The sequence below is a fragment of the Cupriavidus respiraculi genome (genome assembly GCF_914271545.1).
GTDB classification, from domain to species: Bacteria; Pseudomonadota; Gammaproteobacteria; order Burkholderiales; family Burkholderiaceae; genus Cupriavidus; species Cupriavidus respiraculi.
On the sequence record NZ_CAJZAH010000002.1, the window covers coordinates 1,247,411 to 1,266,428 of the forward strand.

Here is a 19,018-nt window from a genome sequence, read left to right on the forward strand (position 1 = left end):
GGCACCTGTGCAGGCAAAGCGCCGGCCGCGGGCGGGGCCGCGGCACGCGCGGAATCGATCGGTATCAGACGCGCATCGCCGGGGGCGGTTCCGCGTGGAGAAAGCCGGTCAGCGGATGTCGAGCGCCGCCAGGGCGGCCCGCAGCGCCGGCAGGCGCTCTCGCAACTGCGCGATGCGGCCGTGGTCGGCCTCGCGCTGCGCCGGCGCCCACACCGCCTCGGGGAAATGCGTGTCCCAGCGATAGCGCGGAATGATATGCCAATGCAGGTGCGGCACCATATTGCCGAAGGCGGCCAGATTGACCTTGTCCGGCGCCATCGTGGCGCGCACCGCGCGCTCGACGGCGGCCACGAGCCGCATCAGCCAGGCCTGATCGGCCTCCGCCAGATCGGTCTGCTCCGCGACGTGGTCCTGCCACACGACGCGGCAGAAGCCCGGGAAACGGTCGTGCTCGACCAGGATCACGCGGGCGCGCGTGCGGGCGCCCGCCTCGCGCCAGACCAGCTCGCCGCCGTCGCCTTCGCACAGCGGGCAGCCCGCCACGGCGGCCGCCGCCGTCAGCCCGGCGCTCACACCAGCACCCGTTCGATGCCGCCCGAGTTGGCGGCATTGACGTAGTCCGGCATCCAGTTCTCGCCCAGCATATGGCGCGCCATCTCGACCACGATGTAGTCGGCCTGCACCGAGGCGTCTTCGTTGTAGCGCGACAGGCCCTGCAGGCACGACGGGCAGCTGGTCAGGATCTTGACGTCGCCGGCGAAGCCGTCGGTGCGCAGCTTGTCGGCGCCCTTGCGCATTTCCTCTTCCTTGCGGAAGCGGACCTGGGTGGAGACGTCCGGCCGCGTCACCGCGAAGGTGCCCGACTCCCCGCAGCAGCGCTCGTTGCGCTCGATCGCGCCCGCATCGCCGTTGCCGCCCATCAGGTTGTTGACCAGCTTGGTCGGGTCCATGGTCTTGATCGGCGTATGGCAGGGGTCGTGGTACATGTAGCGCGTACCGGTGATGCCTTCGAGCTTGAGCCCCTTTTCCAGCAGGTATTCGTGGATATCGATGATGCGGCAGCCGGGGAAGATCTTGTCGAATTCATAGCCGGCGAGCTGGTCGTAGCAGGTGCCGCAGCTCACCACCACCGTCTTGATATCCAGGTAGTTCAGCGTATTGGCCACGCGGTGGAACAGTACGCGGTTGTCCGTGACGATCTTCTCGGCCTTGTCGAACTGGCCCGCGCCGCGCTGGGGATAGCCGCAGCACAGATAGCCCGGAGGCAGCACGGTCTGCACGCCGACGTGCCACAGCATCGCCTGCGTGGCCAGGCCCACCTGCGAGAACAGCCGCTCCGAGCCGCAGCCCGGGAAGTAGAACACCGCCTCCGTCTCGGGCGAGGTCCGCTTCGGATCGCGGATGATCGGCACGATCTCGTTGTCCTCGATGTCGAGCAGCGCCCGTGCCGTCTTCTTGGGCAGGTTGCCCGGCATCTTCTTGTTGATGAAGTGGATCACCTGCTCCTGCACCGGCGGCTTGCCGTGCGTGGCGGGCGGATGCGCGGTCTGCTTCCGCGCGATCTTCTTGAGCACCTCGTTGCCCAGGCGCTGCGCCTTGAAGCCCCAGTCGATCATGACCTTGCGGGTCATGTTGATGGTCTGCGGATTGGTCGCGTTCAGGAACAGCATCGACGCCGCGGTGCCGGGGTTGAACTTCTTCTGACCCATCTTGCGCAGCAGGTTGCGCATGTTCATCGACACGTCGCCGAAGTCGATCTTGACCGGGCACGGCGTCACGCACTTGTGGCACACCGTGCAATGGTCGGCCACGTCCGAGAACTCGTCCCAGTGCTTGATCGACACGCCGCGGCGGGTCTGCTCCTCGTACAGGAACGCCTCGACCAGCAGCGAGGTCGCCAGGATCTTGTTGCGCGGGCTGTAGAGCAGGTTGGCGCGCGGCACGTGGGTGGCGCACACCGGCTTGCACTTGCCGCAGCGCAGGCAGTCCTTGACGCTGTCGGCGATCGCGCCGATGTCGCTCTGCTGCATGATCAGCGACTCGTGGCCCATCAGGCCAAACGACGGCGTATAGGCGTTGCGCAGGTCGGCGCCCGGCAGCAGCTTGCCCTTGTTGAAGCGGCCGTGCGGATCCACGCGGTGCTTGTAGTCGCGGAATTCGCCGATCTCGTCCTCGGTCAGGAATTCCAGCTTGGTGATGCCGATGCCGTGCTCGCCGGAAATCACGCCGTCCAGCGAGCGGGCCAGCGTCATGATGCGGGCCACCGCCTTGTGGGCGTCCTGCAGCATGTCGTAGTCGTCCGAGTTGACCGGGATGTTGGTGTGCACGTTGCCGTCGCCGGCGTGCATGTGCAGCGCCACGAAGACGCGGCCCCGCAGTTCCTGCTTGTGGATCTTCTGGGCCTCGTCCAGGATGGGCTTGAACTCGCCGCCATTGAAGATCTTGCGCAGCTCGGCGCGCAGCTCGGTCTTCCAGGACACGCGGATCGTGCGGTCCTGCAGCAGGTGGAACACGTTCGCGTCCGGCTGCTGCACCAGGCGGGCCTCGAAGGCCGGGCCCAGCAGGCCCATGCCGTGGCCGACCAGCGCCACGCGCGCCTGCGCCAGCGGCTGGTCCAGGTGATCCTGCAGATAGGTCCAGCGCGCGCGCACCTCGCGCAGCAGCGTCAGCGCCTGCTGCACGCGGTCTTCCAGCAGTTCGGCGCTGGGAATCTCGTTGGCGTCGTCGCTGCGGCCCAGCGGCAGGTTGCCGCGGGCGAAGAACGCCTCCAGCGCGTCGACCAGCTTGAGCTTGTTCTTGATGGACAGCTCGATATTGATGCGCTCGATGCCGTCGGTGTACTCGCCCATGCGGTTGAGCGGGATCACCACGTCCTCGTTGATCTTGAAGGCGTTGGTGTGCTTTGCGATGGCCGCGGTGCGCGAGCGGTCGAGCCAGAACTTCTTGCGCGCCTCGGGGCTGACGGCGATGAAGCCCTCGCCGCTCTTGCCGTTGGCCATGCGGATCACCTCGGAGGTGGCGCGCGCCACGGCGTTCTCGTCGTCGCCGACGATATCGCCGATCAGCACCATCTTCGGGAAGGCGTTGCGCTTGCTCTTGGTGGCGTAGCCCACCGCGCGCAGATAGCGCTCGTCCAGATGTTCCAGGCCCGCCAGGATGGCGCCGCCGGGCGTGCGCGATTCCGCATCGAGATAGTCCTTGATCTCGACGATGCTGGGAATCGCGTCGCGCGCCTGGCCGAAGAACTCCAGGCAGACCGTGCGCACATGCTTGGGCATGCGATGCAGGATCCAGCGGGCGCTGGTGATGATGCCGTCGCAGCCTTCCTTCTGGATGCCGGGCAGGCCGGCCAGGAACTTGTCGGTGACGTCCTTGCCCAGCCCTTCCTTGCGGAACTTGCGGCCTTCGATGGCAAGCGTTTCCTTGCGCAGCGGCTTTTCGCCGGGCGCGCGCGAGCCGTCGAACCACTGCAGCTCGAAGGTGGCGACCGGCACGTCGTGGATCTTGCCCAGGTTGTGGTCCAGCCGGGTGATCTCGAGCCAGTTGCCCTCGGGATCGACCATGCGCCACCAGGCGAGGTTATCGAGCGCCGTGCCCCACAGCACCGCCTTCTTGCCGCCGGCGTTCATCGCGACATTGCCGCCGATGCACGAGGCGTCGATCGACGTCGGGTCCACCGCGAATACCAGCCCCGCCTTGTCGGCGGCATCGGCCACGCGGCGCGTGACCACGCCCGCGCCGGAGAAGATGGTGGCCACCGTGCCGGACACCCCCGGCAGTTCGGTCTGCTCGACGGGGCCGAGCTTTTCCAGCTTTTCGGTATTGATGACCGCGCACAGCGGGGTCAGCGGCACGGCGCCGCCGGTATAGCCGGTGCCGCCGCCGCGCGGGATGATGGTCAGGCCCAGCTCGAAGCAACCCTTGACGAGGCCCGCGATCTCTTCCTCGGTGTCGGGCGTCAGCACGACGAAGGGGTATTCCACGCGCCAGTCGGTGGCATCGGTCACGTGCGAGACGCGCGACAGGCCGTCGAACTTGATGTTGTCCTTCTGCGTGACCCGCCCCAGCACGCGCGTCGCGCGCTTGCGCAGGTCGTAGGCATCGCTGAATTCGCGCTTGAAGTCCTCGATCGCCTGCTTGGCGAAGGTCACCAGCTGCTCCACCCGGTGCGAGCGGTCCTCGGCGGCCGGCTCGGCATGCTCGGCGCGGTCGGCGGCGCGGCGCTTCTCGACCTCGGCAAGCCGGTGATGCAGCGCGGTGATCAGCATCTGCCGCCGCTTGGGATTTTCCAGCAGGTCATCCTGCAGATACGGGTTGCGGCGCACCACCCAGATGTCGCCCAGCACCTCGTACAGCATCCGGGCCGAGCGGCCGGTGCGGCGCTCGCCGCGCAGCTCGTGCAGGATCCGCCAGGCCTCCTCGCCGAGCAGGCGGATCACGATCTCGCGATCGGAGAAGGAGGTGTAGTTGTAGGGGATCTCTCGCAGACGCGGGGGAGCGTCCTGGGCGGCGAGCTTGGCATCGAGCACGAGTGGGGCGTTCATGGCGGAACCGCTTCCTGCTGCGCACGGGGACGGTGCGCTTATCGTCATGTAAAGCGCGATTGTACTGCAACGCCCCGTTTCGCCGCGGCGCAGCATCCGCCGGCCCTTATCCTCCAAGGCCCCGGGCCTCCGGCAAGGCCCGCAGCCGGACAAGGGCCGGCCGCGCCCGGTCAGAACATGGAGCGGAAGCCGTCCCCGATGCCGCGCCAGATGCTGTCCGGCACCCACAGCAGCAGGCCGGTCATCACCAGGTAGCGCACGAACTTGCCGATGGCCATGTAGCCCAGGCTCGGCCAGAACGGCAGCCGCAGCCAGCCGGCAAGCGTGCACAGCACATCGCCGATCGCCGGCAGCCAGGACAGCAGCAGCGTCGGCGGCCCGATGCGGCGCATCCAGCGGAAGTACTTCGCGTCCAGCGCGGGCTTGCGCGGGCGGCGCGGATGCTTGCGGTGCTGCAGGTGTTCCAGTTCGTGCTCGCGCATCTGGCGGCGCTTGTGGTATCGGACCAAGGCGAGCTTGGCGCCATAGCCGAGCCACCAGTCGATGGCGCCGCCGGCGGTATTGCCGATCGTGGCCACGATGATGGCGGGCCAGAACATCTCGGGATTGAGCTTGATATAGCCGAATACCGCCGGCTCGGAGCCCAGCGGCAGCAGCGTGGCCGACAGCAGGCTGACCACGAAGATCGCGGGCAGGCCGACCTCGGGCAGCGCTACGGTGTTGAACAACCAGTCGACAATACCTTCCATCTAGGGCAATCCGGTGAGCCGCCGGGCGGGCGGCCATTCTATCAGCGACCCCGGCGGGGCAACCCGCATGGAAGTTGCCATTGATTTGTGATTTACTGTTAGAGCCTCGTTCGGTCCAAGGTTCGCGCTGCGTGCGCGTGCCGGGGGCCGCGCAGTCCGGGCGAGCCCGACGGTCATCACCTCGCTAGACCGCTGCAGCACCAGCACACCATCACGAAATAGCCGCGATCAGCGGCAGCAACGCGCCGTGGCCTGTCCCGCGCTGTCTTGTTTTTCGGGATATCGGATCGGAACGGGTCATGCGCGTCCCCACATGGAGACAAGCATGGCGATTTCCATCCGCCTGACGGTCAACGGCAAGCCCGTCGACGCCCAGGTCGAACCCCATACCCTTCTGGTCCAGTTCCTGCGCGAGCAGCTCCGGCTCACGGGCACGCATGTCGGCTGCGATACCGCGCAGTGCGGCGCCTGCACCGTCCATCTGGATGGCCGCGCCGTGAAGTCCTGCAACCTGCTGGCGGCGCAGGCGGACGGCATGGCGGTCACCACCATCGAGGGGCTGTCCGCCGACGGCGAACTGCATCCGATGCAGCAGGCGTTCCGCAACTGCCACGGCCTGCAATGCGGCTTCTGCACGCCCGGCATGGTGATGGCGGCCACCACGCTGGTGCAGGACAAGCCCGACGCCGATGCCGATGCCATCCGCACCCATCTCGAAGGCAACCTGTGCCGCTGCACCGGCTATCACAACATCGTGCGCGCGGTGCAGGAAGGACAGGCCGCGATGCGCGCCGGCAGCGGCGCGGCCGGCATGGTCAGCGCCGAATAAGGGGATCCGCCATGAACGCACCCGAAACCCAGAATCAACGGCTGGTCGGCGCCTCGGTCAAGCGCAAGGAAGACTATCGCTACCTGACCGGCAACGGCCAGTACACCGACGACATCGTGATGCCGCAGCAGAGCTACGGCTATTTCGTGCGCTCGCCGCACGCCCATGCGCGCATCCGCGCCATCGACAAGGGCGCCGCACTGGCCGCCCCCGGCGTGATCGGCGTCTTTACCGGCGAGGACATGGCGGCGGACAAGGTCGGCGGCCTGCCCTGCGGCTGGCTGATCCACAGCATCGACGGCACGCCGATGAAGGAGCCGGCCCATCCGGTGCTGGCGCAGGGCAAGGCCCGCCATGTCGGCGACCAGGTGGCGCTGGTGGTGGCCGAGACCCTGCAGCAGGCGCGCGACGCCGCCGAACTGGTCGAGGTCGACTACGAGGAGCTCCCCGCGGTGGTCAATACCGCGCAGGCGGCCTCGGCCTCCACGCTGGTGCACGACGACGTGCCGGCCAACACCTGCTACGTCTGGGGCCACGGCGACCGCGATGCCACCGACGCGGCCTTCGCGAAGGCCGCGCACGTGACCACGCTGGACATCGTCAACAACCGGCTGATCCCCAACGCGATCGAGCCGCGCGCCGTCAATGCCAGCTACAGCCGGCTGGACGACAGCTACACGCTGTACGTCGCCAGCCAGAATCCCCACGTCGAGCGGCTGCTGATGGGCGCCTTCGTGCTGGGCCTGCCCGAGTCGCGGCTGCGCGTGATCGCGCCGGACGTGGGCGGCGGCTTCGGCTCGAAGATCTTCCTGTATCCGGAGGACGTGGCGCTGACCTGGGCGTCGAAGAAGGTCAAGCGGCCGATCAAATGGACCGCCGAGCGCTCCGAGTCGTTCCTGACCGATGCCCACGGCCGCGACCACGTGACGCGCGCCGAGCTGGCGCTCGATGCCGACGGCAAGTTCCTGGCGATGCGCGTGCACACCACCGCGAACATGGGCGCCTACCTGTCGACATTCGCCTCCAGCGTGCCCACCATCCTCTATGCCACGCTGCTCGCCGGCCAGTACGCCACGCCCGCGATCTACGCGCAGGTCACCGCGGTGTTCACCAACACCGCGCCGGTGGACGCCTACCGCGGCGCCGGCCGGCCCGAGGCGACCTATGTGGTGGAGCGGCTGGTGGAGACCGCCGCGCGCGAACTGGGCATCGACCCCGCGGAACTGCGCCGCCGCAATTTCATCCGCGCCTTTCCGTATGCCACGCCGGTGGGACTGACCTACGACACAGGCGACTACGAACCGTGCCTCGCGCGCGCCGAGGAACTGGCCGACGTGAAGGGATTTCCCGCGCGCCGCGAGGAGGCGCAGCGGCGCGGCAAGCTGCGCGGGCTGGGCTATTCCTGCTATATCGAGGCTTGCGGCCTCGCGCCGTCCAATATCGCGGGCGCGCTCGGCGCCCGCGCGGGCCTGTTCGAAGTGGGCGAGATCCGCGTGCATCCGACCGGCAGCGTTACCGTCTTCACCGGCTCGCACAGCCACGGCCAGGGCCACGAAACCACCTTCGCGCAGGTAGTGGCCGACCGGCTCGGCATCGGGCTGGATCAGGTGGAGGTGGTCCATGGCGACACCGGACGCGTGCCGTTCGGCATGGGCACCTACGGGTCGCGCTCGCTGGCGGTGGGCGGCTCGGCCATCATGAAGGCGCTGGACAAGATCGAGGCCAAGGCCAAGAAGATCGCGGCCCATCTGCTGGAAACCTCCGCCGACGACATCGAGTTCAGGAACGGCGTGTTCACCGTGGCCGGCACCGACCGCGGCAAGACCTTCGGCGAGGTCGCGCTGACCGCCTACGTGCCGCACAACTATCCGCTGGACAAGCTGGAACCGGGCCTGAACGAAAACGCGTTCTACGACCCGACGAACTTCACCTATCCCTCCGGCGCCTATATCTGCGAGGTGGAGGTGGACCCCGACACCGGCGAGACGCGCGTGGTCAAGTTCACCGCGGTGGACGACTTCGGCAACATCATCAACCCGATGATCGTCGAAGGGCAGGTGCACGGCGGCATCGGGCAGGGCCTGGGGCAGGCGATGATGGAGCAGGCCATCTATGACGACGACAGCGGCCAGTTGCTGACGGGCTCCTATATGGACTACGCCATGCCGCGCGCCGCCGACCTGCCCGACTACACCGTCGAGACCTCGCAGGGCACGCCGTGCACGCACAACCCGCTGGGCGTGAAGGGCTGCGGCGAGGCCGGGGCGATCGGCTCGCCGCCGGCCTTCATCAACGCCCTGGTCGATGCGCTCTCGCCGCTGGGCGTGCGCGACATGCAGATGCCGGCGACACCGCACCGGGTCTGGCAGGCCATGCAGCAGGCGCGGCAGCCGCAGGCGCAACAACAGGCGCCGCAGCGGCAACAGCCCAGCCAGATGGCAACGCCCCAGCCCCAGCGGCAAGGCGGCCAGCAACCCACGGCAAACTGACACGGGAGCCGCACATGTACGCATTCGAATTCGAACGGGCCGCCGACGCCAACGCCGCGGTGGCGGCGATGAAGGCCGATGCCGACGCCAAGTTCCTCGCCGGCGGCCAGAGCCTGCTCGCGGCGATGAAGCTGCGCCTTGCCGCGCCCTCGAAACTGGTCGATGTCTGCCGCATCCCCGGCATGGCCGATATCCGCATCGAGAACGACGAGGTGGTGATCGGCGCCGCCGCGCGCCATGCCGACGTGGAGGCCCATCCCGACGTCAAGGGGCGCATCCCCGCACTGGCCGCGCTGGCCGGCGGCATCGGCGACCGCCAGGTGCGTGCCGTGGGCACCATCGGCGGGTCGCTCGCCAACAACGATCCGGCGGCCTGCTATCCGGCGGCCGCGCTCGGGCTGGGCGCGACCATCGTGACCGACCGGCGCAGCATCCCGGCCGACAACTTCTTCGTGGGCATGTACGAGACCGCGCTGGCGCCGGACGAGCTGGTCACCGCGATCCGCTTTCCCGTGCCGGACCAGGCCGCCTACGTCAAGTTCCGCAACCCCGCCTCGCACTTCGCGCTGGTCGGCGTGATGGTCGCGCGCACCGGGCAGACGGTGCGCGTGGCGGTCACCGGCGCGGCCGACAGCGTGTTCCGCTGCCAGCCGCTGGAGCAGGCGCTCGCCGCCAGCTTCACGCCCGAGGCTGCGCGCGGCGTGACCGTCGATCCCGCCACGCTGAACGCGGACCTGCACGCCAGCGCCGCCTACCGGGCCCACCTGATCGCGGTGCTGGCCGCGCGGGCGGTGGAGCGCGCGCTGGCACCGGCGTCCTGACGCGCCGGACCCGCCTGCCGCGGGCCCTCGCCTTCGCCCCGAAGGCAGGGTCCGCGGTCCGAACCCCGCACACTGCGCCGCGCATGCTTCCCGACTCGATCGACCAGACTCTCGACCTGCTCGCCCACCGGCAGTACTTCGCCGACCGCGAGACCGCCACCGTCCTGTATCTGGCCCTGCGCATGCAGCGGCCGCTGTTTCTCGAAGGCGAGCCCGGCGTGGGCAAGACCGCGCTGGCGCTGGCGATGGCCGACGCGCTCGGCACGCGGCTGCTGCGCCTGCAATGCTATGAAGGGCTGGATGCCGCCAGCGCGCTGTACGAATGGGACTATCCACGCCAGATCATGGCGCTGCGCCTGGCCGAGGCGCGCGGCGAGCGGCCCGAGGCGCAGTCGCTGTACCACGACGACTTCCTGCTCAAGCGCCCGCTGCTCGAAGCCCTGCTGCCCGACCCCGCCGCGCCGGGCGCGCCGCGTGTGCTGCTGATCGACGAGATCGACCGCGCCGACGAACCGTTCGAAGCCTTCCTGCTGGAAATCCTTGCGGAATACCAGGTGTCCATTCCCGAGATCGGCATGATCCGCGCAGAGCGAGCGCCGCTGATCGTGGTGACCTCCAACCGCACGCGCGAGGTGCACGACGCGCTCAAGCGGCGCTGCCTGTACCGCTGGCTGGGCTATCCCGGGCGCGAGCGCGAACTGCAGATCGTGGCCGCGCGCGCGTCCGAGGCGGCGGCATCGCTGCAGGCGCAGGCGGTCGATTTCGTGCACCGGCTGCGCGGCATCGACCTGTTCAAGGCGCCCGGCATCGCCGAGACCATCGACTGGTGCCGGGCGTTGTCGGCGCTCGGCGTTTCCGAACTCGATCCGCAATCGGTGCGCGACACGCTCGGCGTGCTGCTCAAGTACCAGGACGATCTGGCGCGCGTGGACGGTCCCACCATCGCCGAGCTGCTGGCGGCGCCGGCGCTGGAGCCCTGACGATGCCACGCCTGCACGCGCGCCCGGCGCCGCCGGCGGCCGGGCTGCCGGTGCTGGCGCGCAATGTCACCCACTTCGTGCGCCTGCTGCGCGATGCCGGCTTCGCGCTGTCCCCCGCGCACGCGGTGGACGCGCTGCAGGCGCTGCACCACATCGACCTGGGCCAGCGTGCCGACGTGCGCGCGACGCTGGCCGCGCTGCTGCTGTCGGGCCCGGACCAGCGGCCGCTGTTCGACGCGGCCTTCGACCTGTTCTGGCGCGACCCGGACTGGGAAGGCAAGCTGCGCGCGCTGCTGCTGCCGCGCGTCGACGGCGGCGCGCCGCCGCCGCGGCGCAGCAACCGCCTGGCCGATGCGCTCGCGGCGCGGCAGCCGCCGGCCATGCCCCCGCGCCCGGAGCCTCGGGAAGCCGAGCCGTTCAGCGTGCCGTTGACATTCTCCGCGCAGGAGCGCCTGTCCGCGCGCGACTTCGAGACGCTGAACGCGCAGGAATGGCGCGCGCTGCAGCACATGATCCGCGCGCGCCGCGCCAAGCTGGCGTTGCAGCGCACGCGCCGCCTGCGCGCGGCCGCCAGCGGCAGCCATGCGGATCTTCGCGCCAGCGCCCGGCTGGCGGTGCGCCAGCATGGCGAATGGCTGCGCTGGAAATTCCGCCGCCGTGCCGAGCGCAAGGTGCCGGTGGTGCTGCTGCTCGATATCTCGGGCTCGATGAGCCAGTATTCGCGCGCCGTGCTGTACTTCTGTCACGCGCTGATGCAATCGCGCGAGCGCCTGTCGGTGTTCCTGTTCGGCACCCGGCTGACCAATATCACCCGCGCGCTGCGCGAGCGCGACCCGGACGACGCCGTGGCGGCCATCGCGGGCCAGGTGCGCGACTGGGCGGGCGGCACGCGGATCGGCGCGGCATTGGCCAGCTTCAACCGCGACTGGGCGCGGCGCGCGCTGTCCGGCCGCGCCACCGTGCTGCTGGTGACCGACGGACTGGACCACGAACATATCGATGTGCTGGGCGAGGAAATGGCGCGCCTGCGCCGCTTCGCGCATCGCATCGTGTGGCTCAACCCGCTGTTGCGCTATCCCGGCTTCAGTCCGGCGGCGCGCGGCGCGCAGGCCATCCTGCCGCATGTGGACGCGCTGCGTCCCGCGCACAACCTGGACAGCCTGCTGGCGCTGGAGGCGCTGCTCGCCGAGCCGGTGAGCACCCGCAGCGCCAGCGCGGGCAACCCGGCGCCACCTCTCTCGCCTTACGCTTCCCTCAAGGAGACCTCCCCATCATGGAAATGACCCAGACCCAGCGCCTGCCCGTGCCGCAGCAGGTCGCATGGCAGGCGCTCAACGACACCGCCCTGCTCCAGCACTGCATTCCGGGATGTGAGAGCATCGAGCCTGACGGCGACAACGCCTACCAGCTCACGATGATGGCGGCGGTCGGCCCGGTCAAGGCGCGCTTCAAGGGCAGGATGGCGTTGCAGGACATCCAGGCGCCCGACAGCTATACCATCCACTTCGACGGCCAGGGCGGCGCTGCCGGCTTCGGCCGCGGCAGCGCCCGCGTCACGCTGGAACCCGACGGCGAAGAGACGGTCCTCACCTATACGGTCAATGCGCAGGTGGGCGGCAAGATGGCGCAGATCGGGTCGCGGCTGGTGGACGCCGCCGCGCGCAAGATGGCCGACACCTTCTTCACGCGCTTCTCGGAAGCGGTGAGCGGCCAGAGCGGCGGCAACGACATCGACGAACAATCTACCGGCGACGCCGCCCCCGGCGACGACGCGGAAGCGACAGGCGAAAGGAAACAGAAGCGATCATGGACAGCGTGGATCTCGAAGTCCTGAAGAGCAGCGTGCGTTGGCAGGCGGAGGGCCACCGCACGCTGCTGGTCACGGTGGTCAGGACCTGGGGCTCGTCGCCGCGGCCGGAAGGCGCGATGCTGGCGGTGCGGGACGACGGCCTGGTGGTGGGGTCGGTATCCGGTGGCTGCATCGAGGACGACATCATCGACCGCGTGCGCCGCGAAGGCATCCGCCACGACCGGCCGGAGGCCATCAAGTACGGCATCAGTGCCGAGGAGGCGCACCGCTTCGGCCTGCCATGCGGCGGCACCATCGAGCTGGTGGCCGAGCCGCTGTCCGCGGCCAGCGGCCTGGCCGAACTGCTCGATGCGGTCGAGAACGGCCGGCTGGTCACGCGGACCCTGGACATGGCCAGCGGCGCCGCGCGGCTGGGGCCGGCCGAGGCCACCGACGGCCTCGCCTTCGACGGCGCGACGCTGTCGACCATCCACGGTCCGCGCTACCGCATGCTGGTGATCGGCGCCGGGCAGCTTTCCAAGTACCTGTGCCAGATCGCCGTCGGCCTGGGCTTCCAGGTGACCGTGTGCGACCCGCGCGAGGAATACACCGAGACCTGGGATATCCCGGGCGTCACCATGGTCCGCACCATGCCGGACGACACGGTGACCGACATGCGCCTGGACGAGCGCAGCGCCGTGATCGCGCTGACGCACGACCCCAAGCTGGACGATCTGGCGCTGATGGAGGCGCTGCGCACGCGCGCCTTCTATGTCGGCGCGCTCGGCTCGCGGCGCAACAACCAGGCACGTCGGGAACGGCTCCGCGAGTTCGACCTGAACGACGCGCAGCTCGCGCGCCTGCACGGCCCCGTGGGCATCTATATCGGCAGCCGCACGCCGCCCGAGATCGCCATCTCCATCCTGGCCGAAGTGGTGGCCGCCAAGAACCACGTCTCGCTACCTGACATCCTGCAGGTGGAAGGCGCCAAGGCCGCGCGCGAAATGGCGGCAAGCGAGGGAAGCATATGCAGTCCAGTCCGCTGATCGATTCCGACCTGCCGGTCGGCATCCTGCTGGCCGCGGGATATGGCCGCCGCTTCGACGCCACCGGCTTGCGCAACAAGCTGCTGGCGAAGCTGCCGGACGGCCATACCGTGGCCTGGCATAGCGGCCATACGCTGGCCAGCGCGCTGCCGGGCGCGGTCGCCGTGGTGCGTCCCGAGCAGCCGGAGCTGGCCGCCGAGCTCAGCCGCGCGGGCTGCCGCATCCTGGAGGCGCGCGAGGCCGAGGACGGCATGGGCGCGGCACTGGCCGCGGCAGTGGCCCATACCGCCGACGCGCGCGGCTGGGTGGTCGCGCTGGCCGACATGCCGTGGCTGCCCGAGGAGATCGTGCGCGCGGTGGCGCTGACCATCACCGCGCCGGAGGTCATCGCCGCGCCATGGCATGAAGGCCAGCGCGGCCATCCGGTGGGCTTCGGCGCGGCCTGGCGCGATACGCTGCTCAAGCTCGAAGGCGACGAGGGCGCCCGCGCGCTGCTGCAGGCGCAGCCCGTCACGCGCATCCTGACCGAGCACGAGGGCGCGTTCCGCGATATCGACCGCGCCGAAGACCTGCCCGCCTAGGGATGCACCGCGTCGAGCGGGAACACCATCGAGAAGTTCGCCCCGGCGCCCGGTGAACTGGTCAGCCCGACCCGGCCGCCGTGGCGCTCCACCACCGTGCGCACGAACAGCAGGCCCAGGCCGCTGCCCTGCGGCGCATGGCGCCCGTCCCCGCGCAGCCGGCTGAACGGCTGGAACAGCCGGGCCTGGTCCTCGGGCGCGATGCCCGGCCCCTGATCCACCACCTCGACCACCAGCGCCTGCGCATCGCGCCGCACGCGGACGCGCACCTTGCCGCCATCCGCGCTGAACTTGATCGCGTTGTCCAGCAGGTTGGCCACCGCGCGCATCAGCAGCCCCGGCTCCGCGCGCATGGCCATGTCGCCGTCGTCGATGGTCAAATCCAGCGTGATGCGGCGGGCATTGGCGAGCGCCCACAGCTCGTCGGTGGCGTCCATCACGACGCTGGACAGGTCGGTTTCCACGAAGCGCAGCGCCTGCGATTCCGCGCGTGCCAGGCTGATGAAGTCGTCGGCCAGCTCCAGCGTGCGCGCGGCGTGATGGCGGATACGTTCGAGCAGCACCTCGGAGTCGATCGCCTTGGCGGGATCGGACTGCAGTTCCACCAGTGCCAGGATCGACGCCTGCGGCGAGCGCATGTCGTGCGAGATGAAGCGCAGCATTTCCTCGCGCCGGCGCTCCGCCACCCGGGCCTGCGTGATATCGACGAAGCTGATCGCCAGGCCCGCCACGCCGCCACCATCGGTGCGCAGCGGCGCCCCGCGCAGCAGCATCGGTCGCTGGTCGCGCGCGATCAGCTCGACGCCGTCGAACTCGGGCGGCGGGGCGGCGCCGGGCCCGGTCGACAGGCAGGCATGACGCAGCCGGGCCCAGAAATCCAGCCCCGCGCGGGGCAGCATGAATACTTCGCCGATGACGTCGCGCACGTCCGGCCCGCCCTCGCCCGCGGCGTCCAGGCGTGCCATCGCACGGGGCGCCAGCGCGGCGCTGCGCTCGTTGGCCAGCAGCACGCGTCCCTGCAGATCGCAGATCAGCGTGGCGTCGGGCAGGCTGGACAGGCCATCGGCCAGGAACTGGCGCAGGTCGCGCAGGCGCGTGGTCAGGCGATACAGGGCGCCCATGCGTGCATCGAGCGACTTGCCGTGGACGGCGGCGTTGCCGGTGGCCGGCAGGGTCGGCTCCTGCTCCAGCCGCGCCGCCTCGTCCGCGAGAAAGGCGAGCGCCGATTCCTGGCGCCGCCAGCTCCACAGCGGGTAGAACACCAGGCAGCCGAGCGCGCCGGGCACGGGGTCGAACCACAGCTGCGCGCCGCGCATCAGCATCAGGCTGGCGAACAGCAGCAGCGCCACCAGCAGCGCGCCGACCAGCAGGGCCGAGCGCGGCGACAGCACGAGGCCGCCGATGGCGACCAACAGCACAGCCGCCAGCGTGGCCGCCCAGAACCACCCGGCCGGCAGCGCGACGATGCCGGTGCCGTCCAGCAGCGCCTGCAGCGCGTTGGCCATCAACTCGACACCCGGAATGCCAGCGCCGTGGCGCGACAGCGGCGCGGCGAACATATCCCCCATGCCGGTCGCCAGGGCGCCCACCAGCACGTATTTGCCGCGGAAGATGGCCGGATCGAGTCCGCCCTGGAGCACCGCCGCGGCGGATACCGTCTGGAACGTGCCCGGCGGCCCGGCGAACGGAATGCGCAGCCGCCCGGCGCGCTGCCAGTGGCCGATCCGTTCGACGCAGCGCGGCTCGTGCCGGTACGCGCGGCGCTCGCCGGCCGGCCGTCCGAACTCCGCCATGCGCAGCACGAGGTGGTCGAGCTGCTCGCCGGGCGGGCCTTCGCGCAGGAAAATGTGGCGGGCCAGTCCGTCGGCGTCGAGCGTGATATTGATGTGGCCGATCCGCTCGCCGGCCCGCTCCGCGAACTGCGGCAGCGGGTAGCGAACGTCATAGCCACCGTCCACCGGTTCGGCCAGCGCCGGCAGCACCACGTTGCCGGCGCGTGCCATGCTGTCGGCCAGCGCGCGGTCGTCGGCCGGATTGCGGGCGTCGGGCTCGGACAGCAACACGTCCAGGCCGATCACACGCGGGCCGCCTGCGGCGACGCGGTCGACGAGATCGGCCAGCACCGCCCGGCGCCACGGCCAGCGGCCGATGGTGGCAAGCGACTCGTCGTCGATGCCGACGATCACGATATCGTCGCGCGCGGGATGCTGCTGCGCGGCGATCGCCATGTCATAGACCGCCAGGTGCGCGCGCTGTCCCCACTGCAGCACCGCCGCGGCCACCGCGAGCGCGATCACCGCGGCCGTCAGCACCAGCCACTCGCACAGCGTGCGCTGGCGATAGCCGCCGAAGAGCCGATGCTGGCGCGCCGGCCTTGCTGCGCTGCCGCCGCCCCGCCATTTAGCCGTCACGGCGCATCGGGCCTTCGCCCACGTTCACGGGCACGCCCCCGGCATCGCGCACGAACTCGCGCAGCTCGATCCGTTGCGGTGTCGAGTATGGCGAGACGGCACCGTCGTGCTCCACGCGGGCGACGCGCACGAAATACACGCCCGCCCGCGGCCGCGGCACGCTGGCGTCGTTGCCGCTCGCGGTGACTTCCGCCACGACCCCCCGGAAGGCGGCGTCGCTGGCAAGCTGGACGCGATAGGCTGCGGGGCCCTGGCCCGCGGCATCGGCCGGCCAGTTCAGGGACAGCGTGCCGCTGCCGTCGTCGGCGGCCACGCGCGCCGCCGGTGGCTGGGGCCGCACGCTGAACGCGACCGCCGCGCTCCACGGACCGGGCTCGCCGGCCCCATCCAGCGAGCGCACGCGCCACCACCACTGGCCGTGCCCCAAGGTCTGCGCGGCGCCCGTGTCGCGCGTCGCCGCGCGACGGACCTCGCCGGCGAAGTCGGCGTTGTCCGCGATCTCGAGCTGGTATCGGTCCGCGGTATCGACCTGCGCCCAGCCGAACAGCACGGCGGCGTCACCGTAGTGCGCGGCGCCGCGCGCCGGTTCGAGCGTGATGGGCGCGGCCGGCTCCAGCCGTACCGACATGGCGGCGGTGCCGGGGTAGCCGCCGAGGCCGCCCGCGTCGACCGCGCGCACATGCAGATAGAGATTGCCGTGCGGCAGGCCGGACAGCGTGGCGCCCGGGCCCGGCACGACCTGCGACAGCACGGCCTCGGTGCGCGCGCGATCGCGCGTGACGGTCACCCGATAGGAAGTGGCGCCGGGCACCGCCTGCCAGGAAACCTGCGCCGTGGGCGCATAGAACGGCGCGGGCAGCTCGGGCAACGCCGGCGCGGGCAACAGCGCGCGCGGCGCGGATACCGTGCCGCCGGCCCCGACATTGACGCCATGGCCGGCCGCCACGCGGCGCTCGGCCGGGCCGCGCCCACGCACCGCGACCTCGCCCTCCAGCACCGCCCCGCGCGCCTCGCGCTCGCCGGCGACGACCTCGTAGCGCGTGCCGCGAACCCCGGTGACCATCATCGGCGTGCGCATCTCGAAACGGCCCACGCCCTCGCCGCGCGGCGCGACCTGCGATTCCGCGCCGCCGTGCTCGACGCGCAGCACCGTGTCCCCGAGGCCCGAGCGGGCGAAGGCGCGCACGCGGCGCACTTCCAGGCTGGTGTCCTGGGGCAGCACCACGCGCGAGCCGTCGGCCAGTTCCAGCGTCAGCAGTCCGTCGGCGCCGGTGCGGATGCGCGCGGCCTCGGCCAGCTGCATGCCGGCGCGCACGCGCCCCCCGTCGGCGGCCACGTCGCCAAGCGCCGACACCACCGTGACGGTGCCTGCAGTCACCGGAATCCATCGCAGCGGAATGCGGATGCGGGTGCCCGGCGCGAGCCGGTACGGATCGGCGACCCGGTTCAGCGCCTGCAACGCGCGCCAGCCGTCGGTGCGCGCCAGGAAGCGGTGCGCCAGCGCAGACAGGGTATCGCCGGGGTCGACGACATAGACGAAGTGTTCGCCTTCGGTGCCGGCCGGTCCAGCGTGGACCGCGCCACCGTGGCACAGGCAGGCGATGGCGATCGCCACGGCGGCAAGCGGCCGCCGGCGCGCGCGGTCAGGACGCATCGCTGCCGACTCCGCACCGCTCGAAGCGATAGCCGTACGAATACACCGAGGCGAGCCGCACGCCGTTCTCGGGACGCAGCCCCAGCTTGACGCGCAGGCGCGACAGGTGGGTATCGAGCGTGCGCGAGCCCGCGCCCATCGAGCGGCCCCACACCGACTGCTCGACCACGTCGCGCGACAGCAGCCGGTCCATATTGCGGAACAGGAACCACGCCAGCTCGAATTCGCGCGGCGAGATCTCGATCTGGCGGTCGTCCAGGCTGACCGTGCGCGCGACCGGGTCCAGGCAGTACCCGGCGACGCGCACCGCGTCGTTGGCCGGGGCCGCCGGATAACTGCGGCGCAGCAGCGAACCGATGCGCGCCACCAGTTCGCCGCGCCGCACGGGCTTGACCATATAGTCGTCGGCGCCGCCGGCCAGGCCCGCGACGATGTCCTCCTCCAGCGAGCGGCTGGTGAGGAACAGGATCGGCGGATACTGGCCCGAGCGCTGGCGCACGTGGCACACCACCTCGTAGCCGCTGATATCGGGCAGCTGCCAGTCCATCACCAGCAGATCGAAGGCCTGGTCGCGCAGGGCGCGCAGAAAGCTCTGGCCCGAGGAAAAGCTCTCGCAGTCGTGACCCGCGTCCATCAGGATCCGGCGGATCAGTTCGGCCTGGCTCGGATCGTCTTCAACCGATGCAATTCTCATACGCGCCCTGAAGGCTCCTCGTTCGTTCTGTCGGCTACCCGTCGCCGTCGCGGCCTATGCCGGCCGCGCGTATTCTATGTGCTTCTTAAGTCTCGCGAAAAACATCGCCGCAGACGCGTTCCAGGACCTCTCGTCCGGTTAACGGCACGATCGCCGCCGACTGTCGATCCGGAGCACCGCTTCGCCGTGCGCCGGCTGGCACACCGGCGTGGCCGGCACAGTGCGCTGGACCACCTTCGCCCCCGAAGCAAGAAATCGTAACCAATGCGATGCAACGGGAATGTCAACAATTGTCAGACGGGGGCCTGGCGCCTTGTTGCACAGGCTGCGCTGTGTAGAATCGGCGCCAACAAAACAAGGGGACCCGGGCGGTAGCGAGCGTCCCCACGCAATGACGCCACCTGCGGCCCGACGCCGTACGGTGGCCTTCG

13 protein-coding genes and 1 pseudogene are annotated in these 19,018 nt (G+C 70.2%); 8 read left to right on the plus strand and 6 right to left on the minus strand.

The window, feature by feature from the left end; all coding sequences use genetic code 11:
• Positions 1 to 108 precede the first annotated feature (108 nt).
• The 3 genes from LDO27_RS13580 to LDO27_RS13590 all read right to left on the minus strand — a co-directional run bounded on the left by LDO27_RS13580 (position 109) and on the right by LDO27_RS13590 (position 5,293).
• Positions 109 to 573 carry an HIT family protein gene (locus tag LDO27_RS13580; RefSeq protein WP_224042219.1) on the minus strand — a complete coding sequence of 155 codons (465 nt, stop codon included), beginning with the start codon at positions 571 to 573 and terminating at the stop codon, positions 109 to 111.
• Complete coding sequence (locus LDO27_RS13585) at positions 570 to 4,544, minus strand: DUF3683 domain-containing protein (RefSeq protein ID WP_224042220.1); 3,975 nt, start codon at positions 4,542 to 4,544, stop codon at positions 570 to 572. Before LDO27_RS13585 ends, LDO27_RS13580 begins: the two co-directional genes overlap by 4 nt.
• Positions 4,545 to 4,714: 170 nt before the next feature.
• Entirely contained in the window at positions 4,715 to 5,293 is a 579-nt protein-coding gene (locus tag LDO27_RS13590; RefSeq protein ID WP_222202090.1) for a YqaA family protein, read from the minus strand.
• Between the two features lie 325 nt (positions 5,294 to 5,618).
• Between LDO27_RS13590 and LDO27_RS13595 the strand changes: the two genes are divergently transcribed.
• From LDO27_RS13595 to LDO27_RS13630, 8 genes and pseudogenes are all read left to right on the plus strand, one after another.
• The gene (locus LDO27_RS13595; protein WP_222202092.1) at positions 5,619 to 6,122 is read left to right on the plus strand and encodes a (2Fe-2S)-binding protein; all 504 of its coding nucleotides are present in this window, start codon (positions 5,619 to 5,621) and stop codon (positions 6,120 to 6,122) included.
• An 11-nt stretch (positions 6,123 to 6,133) separates the two neighbouring features.
• A pseudogene (locus tag LDO27_RS13600) lies at positions 6,134 to 8,509 on the plus strand (xanthine dehydrogenase family protein molybdopterin-binding subunit); the annotation flags it as partial.
• Between the two features lie 116 nt (positions 8,510 to 8,625).
• Complete coding sequence (locus tag LDO27_RS13605) at positions 8,626 to 9,432, plus strand: FAD binding domain-containing protein (RefSeq protein ID WP_224042223.1); 807 nt, start codon at positions 8,626 to 8,628, stop codon at positions 9,430 to 9,432.
• An 83-nt stretch (positions 9,433 to 9,515) separates the two neighbouring features.
• Positions 9,516 to 10,412, plus strand: a complete 897-nt coding sequence (locus tag LDO27_RS13610; RefSeq protein ID WP_224042225.1) for an AAA family ATPase — start codon at positions 9,516 to 9,518, stop codon at positions 10,410 to 10,412.
• A gap of 2 nt (positions 10,413 to 10,414) precedes the next feature.
• On the plus strand, positions 10,415 to 11,695 hold the full coding sequence (locus LDO27_RS13615) for a vWA domain-containing protein (protein WP_224042226.1): 1,281 nt from the start codon (positions 10,415 to 10,417) through the stop codon (positions 11,693 to 11,695).
• Positions 11,686 to 12,246, plus strand: coding sequence for an SRPBCC family protein (locus LDO27_RS13620; protein ID WP_224042228.1), 561 nt, complete (start codon positions 11,686 to 11,688; stop codon positions 12,244 to 12,246). The genes LDO27_RS13615 and LDO27_RS13620 overlap by 10 nt, the downstream gene beginning before the upstream one ends.
• Positions 12,219 to 13,247: an XdhC family protein gene (locus LDO27_RS13625; RefSeq protein WP_224042229.1), complete on the plus strand. Its 1,029-nt coding sequence runs from the start codon at positions 12,219 to 12,221 to the stop codon at positions 13,245 to 13,247. The genes LDO27_RS13620 and LDO27_RS13625 overlap by 28 nt, the downstream gene beginning before the upstream one ends.
• Complete coding sequence (locus tag LDO27_RS13630; RefSeq protein ID WP_222202103.1) at positions 13,229 to 13,828, plus strand: nucleotidyltransferase family protein; 600 nt, start codon at positions 13,229 to 13,231, stop codon at positions 13,826 to 13,828. Before LDO27_RS13625 ends, LDO27_RS13630 begins: the two co-directional genes overlap by 19 nt.
• Here LDO27_RS13630 and LDO27_RS13635 read toward each other — a convergent pair.
• The 3 genes from LDO27_RS13635 to LDO27_RS13645 are packed head-to-tail and all read right to left on the minus strand — an operon-like array spanning position 13,825 to position 18,587.
• A complete protein-coding gene (locus LDO27_RS13635; RefSeq protein ID WP_224042231.1) occupies positions 13,825 to 16,239 on the minus strand; it encodes a CHASE2 domain-containing protein in 2,415 nt (804 codons plus the stop codon). The two genes, LDO27_RS13630 and LDO27_RS13635, sit on opposite strands and share 4 nt — an antisense overlap.
• A complete protein-coding gene (locus tag LDO27_RS13640) occupies positions 16,229 to 17,893 on the minus strand; it encodes a FecR domain-containing protein (RefSeq protein ID WP_224042232.1) in 1,665 nt (554 codons plus the stop codon). Before LDO27_RS13640 ends, LDO27_RS13635 begins: the two co-directional genes overlap by 11 nt.
• Positions 17,883 to 18,587: a response regulator transcription factor gene (locus LDO27_RS13645; protein ID WP_222202110.1), complete on the minus strand. Its 705-nt coding sequence runs from the start codon at positions 18,585 to 18,587 to the stop codon at positions 17,883 to 17,885. The genes LDO27_RS13640 and LDO27_RS13645 overlap by 11 nt, the downstream gene beginning before the upstream one ends.
• Positions 18,588 to 19,018 lie beyond the last annotated feature (431 nt).

Coding starts and splice junctions, on each gene's coding strand:
- LDO27_RS13620 (WP_224042228.1), top strand. CDS start 11,686: ATGGAAATGACCCAGACCCAGCGCCTGCCCGTGCCGCAGCAGGTCGCA.
- LDO27_RS13630 (WP_222202103.1), top strand. CDS start 13,229: ATGCAGTCCAGTCCGCTGATCGATTCCGACCTGCCGGTCGGCATCCTG.
- LDO27_RS13625 (WP_224042229.1), top strand. CDS start 12,219: ATGGACAGCGTGGATCTCGAAGTCCTGAAGAGCAGCGTGCGTTGGCAG.
- LDO27_RS13585 (WP_224042220.1), bottom strand. CDS start 4,544: ATGAACGCCCCACTCGTGCTCGATGCCAAGCTCGCCGCCCAGGACGCT.
- LDO27_RS13645 (WP_222202110.1), bottom strand. CDS start 18,587: ATGAGAATTGCATCGGTTGAAGACGATCCGAGCCAGGCCGAACTGATC.
- LDO27_RS13595 (WP_222202092.1), top strand. CDS start 5,619: ATGGCGATTTCCATCCGCCTGACGGTCAACGGCAAGCCCGTCGACGCC.
- LDO27_RS13605 (WP_224042223.1), top strand. CDS start 8,626: ATGTACGCATTCGAATTCGAACGGGCCGCCGACGCCAACGCCGCGGTG.
- LDO27_RS13640 (WP_224042232.1), bottom strand. CDS start 17,893: ATGCGTCCTGACCGCGCGCGCCGGCGGCCGCTTGCCGCCGTGGCGATC.
- LDO27_RS13615 (WP_224042226.1), top strand. CDS start 10,415: ATGCCACGCCTGCACGCGCGCCCGGCGCCGCCGGCGGCCGGGCTGCCG.
- LDO27_RS13590 (WP_222202090.1), bottom strand. CDS start 5,293: ATGGAAGGTATTGTCGACTGGTTGTTCAACACCGTAGCGCTGCCCGAG.
- LDO27_RS13610 (WP_224042225.1), top strand. CDS start 9,516: ATGCTTCCCGACTCGATCGACCAGACTCTCGACCTGCTCGCCCACCGG.